Raw genomic sequence first — 15,128 nt, forward strand, 5'->3', positions numbered from 1 at the left:
TCGACAAAGTTTCCGACTTTGTTGGCAGTTTTTTATGCGCGCTTTCCGCGGGCACTGCCTCAGCCTGTAGTCTTCGGCTAGGGCTATTCCCGCAGAAGTCGGCTAAAACCACTGCCAATATTATAGATAAGTGCTAAGGATTATTAATATCTAAGGCTTATTTACTGATTATAAAACAAGAGGTTACAGACAAAGTTCCCGACTTTGTTGGCAGGTTTTTTTGTGCATGCTTTTCACGGACACTGCTTTAGACTATAGCCTTCGGTTAGTCTACTTCTTATAAGAGTAAGACCTAAGCACTATCGATATTATAATATATAAAAATAAGCCTTGGGCGAACAATCACCTAAGGCTTGTGTATTTATAGTTATTTAGTATTTGCAAATGATTGAAGTAATTGAACATGGCTACCATTACTTCAAGTACTGGATAGAGATTACATATAAACTAGTTAAAAGAAATCTGCAGGTTTGAAGTCTTCGAAATTGAGGTTTTTGAGTGAATCAAAATTAATGTTCTCGACATTCTGTAACACTTCGCCGTTTTTAACTTGGTTATAGTAATTTGAAGCTTCCGCGGGCACATTATAATCTTGGAAAGTTTTTACTACACCCAATATGAGTAAGACAGCAATGGCACCTTTAATTAATGTTTTCATAATTAGCGACTCCTTTTAGTAGTTTATAATGCTATTGTACATTTGATTTATGTTAATTACATGCGTCCTTAGTATAAAAGTGAAATCATACCTTAGCATGATACTGTAACATATGTCATTACAAACCAAAAGCAATTGGTAACCAGAAATAAACAAAGAACGAAATGATAATAATCGTAAATATATTTAAAATGAAACCGGCTTTAATCATATCTTTCATGTCTAATTCATCGGAACTAAAGACTGCTGCATTCGGTGGTGTTGATATAGGTAACATGAATGCACAAGTAGAAGATAAAGCGACAACTCCCATAATGAAAAATGGATCCTGATTAATGGCTGCTGCTAATCCTATACTAATAGGCATAAGCATATTAGATACAGCTGTATTAGACATGACTTCTGTTAAGAATAAAATACCTGTAGTTAACACAATAACGATAAGGATAAGCGGTAATGGTTCTACAATACCTAACATACCTCCAAACCATTTGGTAAGTCCTGAATCTTCAAATGCAGCAGCTAACGATAAGCCACCGCCAAATAATAGTAAAATACCCCATGATAATTTAGACATATCTTTCCATACGAGTAATCCACCTTTATCAGCACGTGCAGGAATTAAAAACAGTAAAACTGCCCCAATCATTGCAATTACTGTATCAGATAAATGTAGTGATGCAGGTAAGGCACTGCTTGAAATCCACAGTACACTTACGATTAAAAAGACTAAACCTGTTAATTTTTCTTCGTAAGACATTGGACCTAAGTTATGTAGCTCTTTTTTAGCAAAATCAGAAGAAACTTGATCAGCATCATCGATTTTGAACAGCCATTTAGTCAGTAATAAGTAAAGGACAATTAATAAAATTATAGTAATAGGTAATGCAAAGAGCATCCACTGTGCGAATGATACTGAACGATCTAAGCTTGAAGCGGCAACGGCAGCAAATACTGCATTCGGCACTGAACCGATTAAAGTAGCAAGCCCACCTATTGAAGCAGAGTAAGCCACAGTTAATAGTAAAGCTTTAGAAAATTTATGTGCCGATTCTGGTGAGAGAAATTTTGCTGTTTTAATTTCTTCTATTAACGCTAAAGCAATGGGTAACATCATAAGTGCAGTAGCAGCATTTGAAATCCACATTGAAATAAATGCTGTCGCAATCATCGTGCCTAGAATTACATGGTTACTGCTGGATCCCATCATAGAAATAATTGTCATAGCAATACGCCGGTGTAAGTTCCACTTCTCTATAGCTAAAGCAATTATGAATCCACCCATATACATAAATACAATCGGATCTGCATAAGCATTGGCAGCAATTTGTTCATCGGTACCACCTGTTAACGGTAATAGAATTAATGGCATTAATGAGGTTGCTGGAATGGGAATTGCTTCTGTAATCCACCACGTAGCTACGAAAACTGTTACAGCTAGGACAGCGCGTGGCGCATGATCCAAACCTGTAATACTCGGAATAAATAAAATGATTAAAAATAGTAATGGGCCGAGAAATAACCCAATTCTTTGTTTCATAACAATTCACCCCTTTGAATGTTAAAAAGATATTGTTAAGAATATCAATTTAAATTTAGTTACACAATAATGTAACGGTAATATTAAGCAAAAATTCTGAAAATTATTGATAAAACATTATATCTTAGTAATAATAAGCAGTAATAAATTATAGATTGAGTATGGAAAAAAAGGGGGAGAATATCATGTATGTGGGGACAGTGATTGCCAAAGATGACACATGGTTACTATGGGCGATAATTATTTTATGGGCAACCGTAAGTTTAGTATTAGAACAACATTATCGATGGGCAAGTACTATTTCAGGTGCAATTATTGCGCTAGTAGGGGCTATGGCTTTATCCAATTTTAAAATTATACCAACAGCATCACCGGTTTATGATACTGTGTGGGATTATATAGTACCACTATCTATTCCATTATTGTTATTTAATTCTAATATTATAAAAATATGGAAAGAAAGCAGAGGTTTATTAGTAATATTTTTAATTGCTTCAGTAGGTACTATGATAGGAACGGTAGTTGGATTTATTGTGTTACAACAATGGATTCCATATTTAGCGAAAATAGGTGCAATGATGACTGGTAGCTATATTGGTGGCGGGGTTAATTTTGCAGCACTTAGTGCTAAACTTAATACACCTGAAGAGATGATTTCTGCTACAGTAGTAGCTGATAATAGTGTAATGGCATTGTACTTTTTATTGTTAATTGCGATACCAGCATTACCTATCATTAAACGTCATTATCATACAGATTATGCAACTACTGACAATGAACAGGAACAACAAAATTATTGGCAACCTAAAAAAATTCAACTTTTAGATATTGCTTTATCAATTACTTGCGCGATTTTATTAGTTGCAGGTAGTTTTAAATTATCTGAAGTACTACAAGCATGGTTACCTAACAATAATTTAATATGGAATATTGTAGTATCGTTTTTTGGTGATCCTTATTTATTGTTAACAACGTTTACGCTGTTAGTCGTCGTAATTTGGGGAGACTTTTTTGAGCGTTTGGCCGGTGCTTCAGAAATTGGAACATTTTTTATTTATATATTCTTTGTTGTTATAGGTATTCCAGCTTCATTTGTTACAATTATAAGCACAGCACCATTACTATTTATCTTTGTCATTATTATATTGATATTTAATCTTGGCTTGAGCTTAGTTATAGGTAAATGGTGCAATTTTAAAATAGAAGAAATTTTATTAGCTAGTAATGCTACTGCAGGTGGACCAACAACAGCAGCAGCGTTAGCAATAGGCAAACGATGGACTAATTTAGTTGGCCCTATCCTAATAATTGGAACACTAGGGTACGTAATAGGTAACTATGCGGGCACACTAATTTATCGATTATTATTATTTTTAAGCTAACAACAGCTTGCAAATTAAGGGAGTGCAATTTTGATGAATGAAAAAGAAAAAATGCTAGCCGGGGAATGGTATGATGCTAATTTTAATGAAGAATTAGCACAAGAAAGACTGGATGCGAAAGATTTATGTCATATGTTGAACCAAGTTAAGCCTAGTGCATTAGAACAACGGCAAGCTATCTTAACGCAACTATTAAACTATGAACCACAGCAAGTAGAACTGCTAAGTCCTTTCATGGTCGATTATGGTTATAATATCAAATTAGGGCAAAATGTTTTTGTGAATCACGATTGTTACTTTATGGATTGTGCAACTATTAATATTGGAGATAACACGTTTATCGGACCTAAATGTGGTCTTTATACGGCGAATCATCCATTAGAAGCGACACGACGTAATGCAGGTCTAGAACAGGCTTTACCAATTACAATAGGTCCGAATGTATGGTTAGGTGCGAATGTAGTCGTGCTGCCAGGTGTTACTATTGGAGAAGGCAGTGTTATTAGTGCAGGCAGTGTCGTGACCAAAGATATACCAGCTCAGTCACTAGCTATGGGTACACCAGCAAAGGTAGTAAAAGCTATTACTACATAAGGCTAGATTTATTTCATATTAAATTAAAATAGAGCAATATTACAATACCAACACTAACTAAGTATGGCCAACTGCTATGCCAAAGTTAATGTTGGTATTTTGTTGGCTGTGACGTAACACTGTATATTTTTAAAGTTGTGTCATATTTTGATATAAATTTAATAAATATTATAAAATGTTCTGCGGAGCTTATTACTAAATAAATAAAATTGTTCGGAATATATTAAATAAATATGTTAAAATGATTATTCGTGACAATGTAAAAATAATTAGTTATTTAAGAAAAAGAGAGGAAAGAAGTACATGGATATTCTGATAGGGACTATATTTTTAGTAATAGTATTAGCATTATTCACGCTATTTACATATAAAGCGCCCAGTGGTATGAAAGCAATGAGTGCTTTGGCAAATGCTGCTATCGCTACATTTTTAGTGGAGGCTTTCCATAAATATGTAGGTGGAGATTTATTAGGTATTAAATTTTTGGGGGAATTAGGTGACGCTGCTGGTGGCTTAGGTGGAGTAGCTGCAGCTGGCTTAGTGGCTTTAGCTATCGGTGTGTCACCGGTATATGCTTTAGCTATTGCTGTATCATGTGGTGGTTTGGATCTTATTCCTGGTTTCGTTGCAGGGTATGTTGTAGGTTATATAATGAAATATGCTGAAAAAAAAGTGCCAGATGGTGTCGATTTAATTGTAGGTATTTTATTAATCGCACCGTTAGCACGATTATTGGCAACAGGTGTTACACCATTAGTAAATAACTCACTTATGAAGATTGGTGACATTATTCAAAATTCTATGGATGTAAATCCGATTGTGATGGGTCTAATATTAGGCGGCATCATTACAGTTGTAGGTACAGCACCATTGAGTTCTATGGCTCTTACTGCCCTCTTAGGAATGACAGGCTTACCTATGGCTATTGCTGCCATGGTGTCATTTGGTTCATCATTTATCAATGGTACAATGTTCCATAGATTAAACTTAGGTGACCGTAAGTCTAAGATTGCAGTATGTATTGAGCCGTTATCACAAGCAGATGTCGTTTCTGCTAATCCAGTGCCGATTTATACTGCTAATTTTATTGGAGGTGCGCTTGGCGGCGCAGTTATTGCATCGTCTGGTATGATTAATGATGCGACTGGTACTGCGACACCATTAGCTGGTTTTTTAGTGATGTTTGGGTTTAATAGTCCTACTACAATACTTATTTATGGAGCTATTTTAGGTGTGATTGGTCTCATTGTGGGCTATGGCGCATCTCTGGTATTTAAAAATTATCCAATTATTACTAAACATGAATTAGAAAATAGATAGTTCAAAAATAATAAAGCGTTTGGGACAACGAAATGTGCCAAACGCTTTATTAATGAGATTAGTAGTTAAAATTTTGCTTGCTATTGTGACATTTCACTATCACGAATATCTGTAATAAACATATGACCCGGTGAATGTGTAATCATAAGTGGTGGTTTAACGTTAAGTGCTACAGATTGTGGTGTGACGCCACAGCCCCAAAATACAGGTATTTCATTCGTATTTATCGTGACAGCTTCACCAAAATCAGGTTTATTAATATTTTTAATGCCAATTGTTTCAGGATCTCCGAAGTGAAGCGGTGTACCGTGTACATCTTTAAAACGAGTAGTAATTTCTGTTGCTTTAAGGGCCTGTGCCACTGTCATTGGACGCATACTTACAGTTGTTGGACCGCTAAATATCCCACTCGCTTCGGTTGGAATATTTGTGATATACATTGGTACATTATGTTGTTCTTCAATGTGTCGGATTGGAATTTGAGCTTCAAGTAAAGCGTGTTCGAACGTAAAACTACAACCAATTAAAAAACTCACTAAGTCATCATTATATAAGTGTGTGATGTCTGTAGGTGTTTCAACGAGCTCACCATCTTTATAAACACGATATTCAGCTACATCAGTACGAATATCAGCAGAGTTAGCAAAGTATGGAAATGAAGTAGAACCAACTTCTGAGACATCAAGCAACGGGCAAGACTTAGGATTTCTAAAACAAAACTTTAAAAAATCATAAGCATAAGCTGAAGGTAAAATGACCACGTTGGCTTGTACATAACCTTTAGCTAAACCACTAGTATGTCCATCGAGCATACCATGTCGAATGTAATGACGTAATTGTTCTGGTGATGCGTTTTGTATATTCATAATGAATCCCCCTTGTAATTATAATCTTATTCTAGCAGAAATATTTAATTATTAGTTTTGAACAAATACTAAAGTTACTTGAAAATAACTCAAATAATAAAATCAGTCTAAAGTTCTTTTGCCTTGTGCAACATAAAAAATGTATAATTATGTGTAAGAAATTGGTTTGAGGGAGGGACAATCATGAAACGAACAACAGAAAAAATATTAACTTGGGTAGGAATCTTATTGCAATTTGTAGTTATTGCGGCGTCTGCGCTAGCATTACCATTTCTCAATGATGCAAGTATTAAACAGAAAGTGCTACCACTAATAGCAACTGCGAATAACAATCAAAACATTGCACAATTTACTGGTCAATTATCACCTAGTACGTTATTTGATTATATGAAGCAAGGCGCATTAATTATATTAGCTATTTGTGTAGTATGTTGTATTATAGCGATGATAAGTGTCACAATGATGGGCAAACTAGCGAAATTTACAGGCATTCTGTTGATTTTAATTGCACTTATTAACGTCTTAACAGTTAATGTTGTTTCATCATTATTATGGTTTATTGCAGGCATCATGTTACTGTCACGTCGAAGTACTACGAAGCAACGAAAAAAACGCAAGCAACAAAAACGCAAAGCTTAAATATACATAAAGAGAGCGCCGACATATCCTTACTACTAAGGAATGTCGGCGCTTTATTATGTTAATCAACTTTACCGTGTTTGTAACTTTCATATACTTTTTCGTATTTAATGTGACCAATTCCACCTATAATATATTTACCCCATTTAAATTGATTGATTAAATAGGCTAAACAAATAGATACTGTTACCGTAATAATAAAGGTGAAAACGATATTACGAATGGCACTATCTTCTCTTAATAACCCTAATTGATTAACAAAGAAGTAATGTAGTAAGTAAATACAGAATGAATAATTACTTATAAAAATAATGAATTTTGGAACGTATTTAAAATACGCTGAGAATAAAAAGAATAACAAAATAATCATCGTTACATAAATTGGGATATCAAAACGTTTTGACTCTACCCATGTGCTAACACCTGAGACATAATTGAAAATTAAAAATGCTGTACTTAGCAAAGTACCTAACAAAATGAGCCAAGTATATTTTTTAATATTAGCCATCAGTTTTTCATAATATATACCAGTATAAAAACCTAAAATAAAGTAACTCAACCAACCTAAGAATAACATCCAACCTTCACGATCCCAGAACCAAGCTAATATTGGCGATTCTGGTTGTGGAATAAACTGTCTAATGCCCCAATAAACTGTAGCAAATAGTACTGAAAAAAGAACCATTAAGATAGGATTACGATTGACTAGATACTTTGAAAATAGAAAATGCAAAATATAGAATTGCAGAATGATAACAATGAAATAAGTAACTGCTGCTCCGTGAAACATTGTTGATTCTAGAAAACCTAAAAATTCAGTAAAAGTTTTTGGCTTAAAATAAAAATAAGAGATTCCTATATTTATACAAACATAAGGAATGCCAAGAAATAATAACTTATCTTTGAAAAAGCCCTTTTTAATTGAAGTATGATAATTTTTTGCTAGTAAAAATTCAGAAATAAACACAAATAAGGGTGTGCTAAACATTAATAATAATTGTATGACTCGGATTAAGGTACCTTTTCCTATATTATCGCTTTGAATAAACGTGGTTGTTATAGCATGTATTAAAACAATGCTCAAACAAGCTAGGGCACGCATCCAAAAAATAACCGAGGTATAAGTTTTCATGTGAACAACAAAACCTTTCACTTCGTATTTTATGTATTTTAAATTAATGACGTGATTTCAATTAATCGAATAAACAGCTTAACACATTAAATTTAATCACAATATAAATATAATGTAAAAAATTATTAATTTTCGATTACGCTGAAGCAAATAGCATATTAATTTATCAAACAGAATAAACTTGCAACCCTCGATTGAATTAAATTGTAAGCTTAATATTAATTTTAAAATAAATTGTTGGAAGCGATTGCAATTCTACTCTTGAATCGCTAGAATATAACTAATAAATGGATTTTTCCATTTTAGTTTTCTATTTACAAACGATATGGAGGTAGAAAAATGGTAGTTAATTATCACAATGAACCAGGTATTGATTTTACAAATCAACAAAATGTTGAGTCTTTCAAGGAAACATTAAAGAAAGTGAAAGGTGAATTAAACCAAAAAATTCCATTAGTAATTAATGGGGAAAAGATTTACACAGATGATACGTATCAATCAGTTAATCCAGCAAAAACAACTGAAATTATTGCAGAAGTGTCAAAAGCAACACAAAAAGAAGTAGATAAAGCTTTTGATACTGCAAATGAAGCGTATGAATCTTGGAGAAAATGGTCTCACAGAGATCGTGCTGAGTTTTTACTACGTGTTTCTGCAATTATTCGTAGACGTAAAGAAGAAATTTCAGCAGTTATGGTTTATGAAGCTGGCAAACCTTGGGACGAAGCAGTTGGTGATGCAGCAGAAGGTATCGACTTCATTGAATATTATGCAAGATCAATGATGGAACTCGCTGATGGTAAACCCGTATTAGATAGGGAAGGCGAGCACAATAAATATTTCTATAAACCAATTGGTACAGGTGTGACAATTCCACCATGGAACTTCCCGTTTGCTATAATGGCAGGTACGACATTAGCACCAGTAGTTGCTGGTAACACTGTGTTACTTAAACCTGCTGAAGATACGCCATTAACAGCTTATAAATTAATTGAAATTTTAGAAGAAGCTGGTTTACCAAAAGGTGTAGTTAACTTTGTACCTGGTGATCCGAAAGAAATTGGTGATTACCTTGTAGATAGTAAACATACACACTTCGTGACGTTTACTGGTTCAAGAGCGACTGGTACTCGTATTTTTGAACGTGCTGCAAAAGTACAAGAAGGACAAAATTTCTTAAAACGCGTTATCGCTGAAATGGGCGGTAAAGATGCGATTATTGTAGATAATGAGATTGATACAGATTTAGCTGCCGAAGCAATTGTTTCTTCAGCTTTTGGCTTTTCAGGTCAAAAATGTTCTGCATGTTCAAGAGCTATTGTCCATAAGGATGTATATGATGAAGTGTTGGAAAAAGCAGTTAAACTCACTAAAGATTTAACTGTGGGTAATACAGAAAACAATACGTATATGGGTCCTGTAATTAACCAAAAACAATTTGATAAAATTAAAAACTATATAGAAATTGGAAGTAAAGAAGGCAATTTAGAACAAGGTGGCGGTACTGATGACAGTACAGGTTACTTTGTAGAACCAACAATTATCTCAGGACTAAAATCACAAGACCAAATAATGCAAGAAGAGATTTTTGGCCCAGTTGTTGGATTCGTTAAAGGTTCAAACTTCGATGAGCTATTAACAATTGCTAATGATACAGACTACGGTTTAACAGGTGCGGTTATTACAAATAATCGTGAAAATTGGCAAAAAGCAGTACGTGACTATGATGTAGGTAACTTATATCTAAATCGTGGTTGTACAGCTGCAGTAGTAGGATATCATCCATTTGGTGGATTTAAAATGTCTGGTACAGATGCCAAAACTGGTAGTCCAGATTACATGTTAAATTTCTTAGAACAAAAAGTTGTTTCAGAAATGTTTTAATTTAATGTTTTAATTTAAAAAAGTCCCGTTGCACTTTGCATGTAACGGGGCTTTTTATGTTAGAAATGCCAACTTAATCATCCTGAACTTTGATATTAATAAGTGTATGATAAATTTTGTCTAATTCATGTGGTGACAAATCCATATTGTAATCATTTTTCCAAGACATAATACCATGCAATGTAGAACCGTAAATGTAAAAAATGAGTTCGCTCGGTATTTTATCATCAACAGTTATACGGTGTTCATTTTTTTTAATATCATTCTGCAAAACCGTAATGAAATGATTTACTAAAGTTTCTTCAAGCTCTCGATCATTTTCTTGTTTACGTGAAATGCGCTCTAAAAATTTTACGTTGGTGAATGATTCAAACATAGTCGAAAAAGGTTTATTAATACGATCGCTAATGTCAGCTGAGAAAAAGCCATTCGTTAAGTCAGTGACTAAATAAATTAATAAATCGTATTTATCATAGAAGTGTTTATAAAATGTGGTACGATGGACTAACGCGTCTTCGCATATTTGATTAACAGTAATTCCAGAAAATTCCTTTTTATCTAAAAGTGTAAAAAGGCTTTGTGATAATGCGCGTTTCGTTTTTATAACACGTAAATCAGAATGATTCATTCTACAATCCTCCTGTTTTTGTAGTTTAAATATACATATAATAATTATTATTTCTTTAAAATTGGGGGGGATTACTAGTAGTATAGTACTGTAAATAATCTACACTATATATTTAGACTATAACGTTGATTAAATAAGGAGGCAATAGCTTGGCAAAATTTTTGTATAAAATAGGTTCATTTATGGCCAAAAATAAATGGTGGGCGCTTATAGGATGGTTGGTTGTGTTAGTAGCAATTATCATACCTTTAACATTTAATGCACCTAAATTTGATAATGATATTACAATGAATGGACTTCAATCATTAGATACTAACGATAAGATTGAAGAAGAATTCGATCAAGATAGTGAAAAAGCACAAATTCGTGCGGTCATTAAATCAGATACAGATGATGGTATTGTTAAACAAGATGTCATGAAAGATGTCCAAAGTACGTTAGATGATATTAAAGACGGTGACAAGGACATTAAAAATGTAGCTGATCCATATGAAAGTAAACAAATAAGTAAAGATAAAACGACATTATTTGCTGATATCAATTATGATATTAGTGCGACTTCTATTACAGATGACAATAAAGATAACGTACAAGATAAAGTAAACGACTTAGAAGATAAACATAATGTTCAAGTAGAATTAATGGGTTCAGGTATGGAATCTACTGAAATAGGTGGTAGTTCCGAACTTATAGGTATTATTGTGGCATTTGTAGTATTACTTATTACATTTGGTTCATTTATAGCTGCTGGTATGCCTATTATTAGTGCACTTATCGGTTTAGGTTCTGGCGTTGGTATTATCTCGTTATTAACTTATGCCTTTGACATACCTAACGTGACTTTAACTTTAGCAGTTATGATAGGTTTAGCAGTTGGTATAGATTATGCGTTATTTATACTCTTTAGATACCGACAAATTATGAAAACAGAAACCGATCATATTAAAGCTATAGGTTTAGCTGTAGGTACAGCAGGAAGTGCAGTTGTCTTTGCCGGTATTACAGTAATTATTGCTGTGTGTGGTTTAGCACTTGTAGGCATCGATTTCTTAGCAGTTATGGGTTATGCTTCAGCAATTAGTGTATTGGTAGCTGTTATCAGTGCATTAACATTATTACCAGCTATAATTAGTATTTTCCATAAACAAATTCAGCCTAAACAAGCTAAATCTGAATTTGCCAACGATGTTGAGACACCATGGTCAAAATTTGTTGTTGGTAAGCCGTTAGCAGCAGTTTTAATAGGTCTTATTATTTTAGTATTAGCATCAGTACCAGTTAAAGATATGCGTCTAGGTATACCTGATGATGGTATGAAACCAGCAGATACTACGCAGAAAAAAGCCTATGATATTATTTCAGATAAATTTGGCGAAGGATTTAATGGTCAAATTGCAATGCTCGTCAATGTCAAAGATAAAAAAGATAATCCACAAGAATTACAAAAAGATTTACAAGACATGTCCAAAGATATTAATGATATGGATAATGTTGATATGACAACACCACCACAACTAAGTGATAGTAAAGATTATGCACTAGTTGCAGTAATTCCAGAAAAAGGGCCAAATGCTCAATCTACAAATGATTTAGTACATGATTTAAGAGATTATAAAGATGATGCACAAGATAAATATGACTTTAAAACTGAAGTATCAGGTCAAAGTGTAATCAATATTGACATGTCTCAAAAACTAAATGAAGCTATTCCATTATTTGCTGGAGTAATTGTAGCACTTGCCTTCATTCTATTAATGGTTGTGTTCCGTTCGATTATTATTCCATTAAAAGCAGTATTAGGATTTGTGTTATCCTTAACAGCAACACTTGGTTTTACGACATTAATTATGCAAGAAGGCTTCTTGTCTAATATATTTGGTATAGATACTACAGGACCATTACTAGCATTCTTACCAGTTATAGCGATAGGATTACTATTTGGACTTGCAATGGACTATGAAGTATTCTTAATGTCTCGTATTCATGAAGAATATAGTAAAACACGCAATAATGAACATTCTATTAAGGTCGGTATTAAAGAAAGTGGACCTGTTGTAGTAGCCGCTGCGCTAATCATGTTCAGTGTATTCATTGCTTTCGTTTTCCAAGATGATGTCATGATTAAATCTATGGGAATTGCACTAGGATTTGGTGTATTATTTGATGCATTTGTTGTCCGTTTATTATTGGTTCCAGCATTGACGCAATTATTTGGTAAAGCTTCTTGGTATATGCCAAGTTGGTTGAACCGTATATTACCTAATGTTGATATTGAAGGACATGCATTACAAGAGCATAAACAATCAGCATCAAAGTCAAATAGTACTGAAACTTATAATAGAAGTTTCCATATAGCTGGACATCAACAATCCGTTTCGGCTAATGCTAACAATACACTGCACGTTGATAATGCAACAAAAGAAATTTATAATAATATAGCTCAACAAACACAGAACTCACATTTCTTATATGAAGCGCTAAAACAATATCAATCACAACAAACAACTACTGCAAATGTTAAGCAACCAGATCCAAACAACACTTCTGATGAAGCGTTGTTGCAATTATTACAACAACAAAGTGATAATATTAAACAACTTAATGAAATCATCGAGCAAGTGATTGAACAACAAAATAGAAAATAATAAAATAGCAGCAATTGTGGTTACTTTCTTTCAGTTACGTCACGGTTAATTGTAATCACATACTGCTTTAATGAAATAAGGCGTGAATTTAAGGCTGGAACAATTATGTTCCAGCCTTAAATCGTTTATTAAAGACTAATAGTTAAAGGTCAGCGTGTGAGCTAATCGTTATTAGGAAATATAATACTAGAGGATATAAAGTAAATCTCTGCAATCTATCATGTTATAATTTATAGTTAATAGTGTATAAAGTAATTAAATTCATTGAGAGGGGTAACATAATATGGTAAATCAATTAGTACAAAAATTGAGAGAAAAAGAAGACAAGATGATTGAAATTCGTCGATATTTACACCAACATCCAGAATTATCTTTTAAAGAAGAAGCTACACCAAAGTATATTGAAGAATTTTATGAAGGTAAAGATTGTACGGTAGAAACCAATGTAGGACCCAAAGGCTTAAAAGTGACAATTGATAGTGGTAAGCCAGGTAAAACATTAGCTATAAGAGCTGATTTTGATGCTTTGCCAATTCAAGAGGACACAGGGCTATCATTTAGTTCGAAAAATGAAGGCGTTATGCATGCTTGTGGTCATGATGCACATACTGCATACATGCTTATTTTAGCTGATACGTTAATTGAATTAAAAGATCAATTTACAGGTAAAGTAATTGTCATTCATCAACCTGCTGAAGAAGTACCTCCAGGTGGAGCGCAAGCGATGATTAAAGATGGTGTATTAGATGGCGTTGATCATGTACTCGGAGTTCATGTGATGAGCCATATGCCAGCTGGAAAAGTACTATATGGTAGTGGCAATGTACAAACAGGGAGAGATATCTTCAAATTAAAAATTACGGGTAGCGGTGGCCATGGATCGTCACCTCATACAGCAAATGATAGTATCGTGGCAGGGGCATATTTTGTCAATTCGGTACAAACTGTTGTTTCACGTAGATTAAATCCTTTTGAAACAGGCGTTGTTACGATTGGTTCCTTTGACGGTAAAGGTCAATTTAATGTCATTAAAGAAAGTGTAGAATTAGAAGGTGATGTGCGTGCGTTAACAGATGATACGAAACATACGATTCAAAAAGAAGTTAAGCGTTTAGTTCATGGTCTTGAAGAAACATTTGGTGTAACTTGTGAACTAGAATATACAGACGATTATCCAGCACTATATAATGATCCAGATTTTACAGACTATGTAGTGACAACGTTACAAAACGCGGAATTACCCGATATAGAAGCCGTTGAAGCATGCGAACCACAACCGCCTTCTGAAGATTTTGCATATTATGCTAAAGAGCTTCCTAGTACGTTTATTTATGCAGGTGCGGCACCAGATGATGGTAAAATTTATCCGCATCATCATCCGAAATTTAACATTAATGAAAAGTCATTATTAGTTGCAGCTGAAGCAGTGGGCACAGTAGTATTAGATTATTTAAAATAAATATAACTAAAAGAGACTAGGACGAATATTGATTCGTCCTAGTCTCTTTTTACATTGGCAGTAGCTGACTGCATTGAAAATGCGCTTCAAATCAAGCTTTTTTTCAACGCTAGTCATCCTTGCCGGGGTGGGACGACGAAATCATTTTTCAAAATCAGATTTCTGTCCCACTCGAAGTTTTATTCGAAACCTTTTTCACATTGGCAGTAGCTGACTGCATTGAAAATGCGCTTCAAACCAAGCTTTTTTCAACGCTAGTCATCCTTGCCGGGGTGGGACGACGAAATCATTTTTTCAAAATCAGATTTCTGTCCCACTCCATGTTTTATTCGAAACCTCTTTTCATATGGGCAGTAGCTGACTGCATTGAAAATGCGCTTC

At 33.9% G+C, this 15,128-nt stretch carries 12 protein-coding genes; 7 read left to right on the forward strand and 5 right to left on the reverse strand.

Annotated features, from left to right (window positions below; genetic code table 11):
- Positions 1–451: 451 nt before the first annotated feature.
- Entirely contained in the window at positions 452–658 is a 207-nt protein-coding gene (locus KA845_RS08555) for a hypothetical protein (RefSeq protein ID WP_002508801.1), read from the reverse strand.
- Positions 659–776: 118 nt separating this feature from the next.
- Positions 777–2,198 carry an SLC13 family permease gene (locus KA845_RS08560; RefSeq protein WP_103388535.1) on the reverse strand — a complete coding sequence of 474 codons (1,422 nt, stop codon included), beginning with the start codon at positions 2,196–2,198 and terminating at the stop codon, positions 777–779.
- A gap of 185 nt (positions 2,199–2,383) precedes the next feature.
- Here KA845_RS08560 and KA845_RS08565 point away from each other — a divergent pair, with 185 nt between their 5' ends.
- The 3 genes from KA845_RS08565 (at position 2,384) to KA845_RS08575 (ending at position 5,494) form a co-directional block, all read left to right on the forward strand.
- Positions 2,384–3,580: a DUF819 family protein gene (locus KA845_RS08565; RefSeq protein ID WP_210127964.1), complete on the forward strand. Its 1,197-nt coding sequence runs from the start codon at positions 2,384–2,386 to the stop codon at positions 3,578–3,580.
- A gap of 33 nt (positions 3,581–3,613) precedes the next feature.
- Positions 3,614–4,174: a sugar O-acetyltransferase gene (locus tag KA845_RS08570; RefSeq protein ID WP_002508798.1), complete on the forward strand. Its 561-nt coding sequence runs from the start codon at positions 3,614–3,616 to the stop codon at positions 4,172–4,174.
- Between the two features lie 303 nt (positions 4,175–4,477).
- Positions 4,478–5,494: a PTS sugar transporter subunit IIC gene (locus KA845_RS08575; protein ID WP_021459599.1), complete on the forward strand. Its 1,017-nt coding sequence runs from the start codon at positions 4,478–4,480 to the stop codon at positions 5,492–5,494.
- Between the two features lie 80 nt (positions 5,495–5,574).
- On the opposite strand, the gene KA845_RS08580 is transcribed toward KA845_RS08575, so the two are convergent.
- Positions 5,575–6,360: a putative hydro-lyase gene (locus KA845_RS08580; RefSeq protein ID WP_103388537.1), complete on the reverse strand. Its 786-nt coding sequence runs from the start codon at positions 6,358–6,360 to the stop codon at positions 5,575–5,577.
- Between the two features lie 183 nt (positions 6,361–6,543).
- Here KA845_RS08580 and KA845_RS08585 point away from each other — a divergent pair, with 183 nt between their 5' ends.
- Entirely contained in the window at positions 6,544–6,999 is a 456-nt protein-coding gene (locus tag KA845_RS08585) for a DUF4064 domain-containing protein (RefSeq protein ID WP_103388538.1), read from the forward strand.
- 61 nt (positions 7,000–7,060) lie between these two features.
- On the opposite strand, the gene KA845_RS08590 is transcribed toward KA845_RS08585, so the two are convergent.
- On the reverse strand, positions 7,061–8,131 hold the full coding sequence (locus KA845_RS08590) for an acyltransferase family protein (RefSeq protein WP_103388539.1): 1,071 nt from the start codon (positions 8,129–8,131) through the stop codon (positions 7,061–7,063).
- A 339-nt stretch (positions 8,132–8,470) separates the two neighbouring features.
- On the opposite strand from KA845_RS08590, the gene pruA reads away from it, so the two are divergent.
- Entirely contained in the window at positions 8,471–10,015 is a 1,545-nt protein-coding gene (pruA, locus tag KA845_RS08595; protein ID WP_002508792.1) for an L-glutamate gamma-semialdehyde dehydrogenase, read from the forward strand.
- A 73-nt stretch (positions 10,016–10,088) separates the two neighbouring features.
- Here pruA and KA845_RS08600 read toward each other — a convergent pair whose 3' ends face one another.
- Positions 10,089–10,643 carry a TetR/AcrR family transcriptional regulator gene (locus KA845_RS08600; protein ID WP_103388540.1) on the reverse strand — a complete coding sequence of 185 codons (555 nt, stop codon included), beginning with the start codon at positions 10,641–10,643 and terminating at the stop codon, positions 10,089–10,091.
- A gap of 149 nt (positions 10,644–10,792) precedes the next feature.
- On the opposite strand from KA845_RS08600, the gene KA845_RS08605 reads away from it, so the two are divergent.
- Together KA845_RS08605 and KA845_RS08610 are read left to right on the forward strand one after the other, a co-directional pair.
- Positions 10,793–13,288, forward strand: a complete 2,496-nt coding sequence (locus tag KA845_RS08605; protein WP_103388541.1) for an MMPL family transporter — start codon at positions 10,793–10,795, stop codon at positions 13,286–13,288.
- 283 nt (positions 13,289–13,571) lie between these two features.
- Positions 13,572–14,747 (forward strand): M20 family metallopeptidase, encoded by a 1,176-nt coding sequence (locus KA845_RS08610; RefSeq protein ID WP_002510761.1) that lies wholly within the window; start codon positions 13,572–13,574, stop codon positions 14,745–14,747.
- Positions 14,748–15,128 lie beyond the last annotated feature (381 nt).

The organism is Staphylococcus sp. GDX8P114P-2 (assembly GCF_017892945.1).
In the GTDB taxonomy this organism is placed as follows: Bacteria; Bacillota; Bacilli; order Staphylococcales; family Staphylococcaceae; genus Staphylococcus; species Staphylococcus arlettae.

Coding starts and splice junctions, on each gene's coding strand:
- KA845_RS08560 (WP_103388535.1), bottom strand. CDS start 2,198: ATGAAACAAAGAATTGGGTTATTTCTCGGCCCATTACTATTTTTAATC.
- KA845_RS08600 (WP_103388540.1), bottom strand. CDS start 10,643: ATGAATCATTCTGATTTACGTGTTATAAAAACGAAACGCGCATTATCA.
- KA845_RS08610 (WP_002510761.1), top strand. CDS start 13,572: ATGGTAAATCAATTAGTACAAAAATTGAGAGAAAAAGAAGACAAGATG.
- KA845_RS08580 (WP_103388537.1), bottom strand. CDS start 6,360: ATGAATATACAAAACGCATCACCAGAACAATTACGTCATTACATTCGA.
- KA845_RS08590 (WP_103388539.1), bottom strand. CDS start 8,131: ATGAAAACTTATACCTCGGTTATTTTTTGGATGCGTGCCCTAGCTTGT.
- KA845_RS08585 (WP_103388538.1), top strand. CDS start 6,544: ATGAAACGAACAACAGAAAAAATATTAACTTGGGTAGGAATCTTATTG.
- KA845_RS08555 (WP_002508801.1), bottom strand. CDS start 658: ATGAAAACATTAATTAAAGGTGCCATTGCTGTCTTACTCATATTGGGT.
- KA845_RS08575 (WP_021459599.1), top strand. CDS start 4,478: ATGGATATTCTGATAGGGACTATATTTTTAGTAATAGTATTAGCATTA.
- pruA (WP_002508792.1), top strand. CDS start 8,471: ATGGTAGTTAATTATCACAATGAACCAGGTATTGATTTTACAAATCAA.
- KA845_RS08565 (WP_210127964.1), top strand. CDS start 2,384: ATGTATGTGGGGACAGTGATTGCCAAAGATGACACATGGTTACTATGG.
- KA845_RS08570 (WP_002508798.1), top strand. CDS start 3,614: ATGAATGAAAAAGAAAAAATGCTAGCCGGGGAATGGTATGATGCTAAT.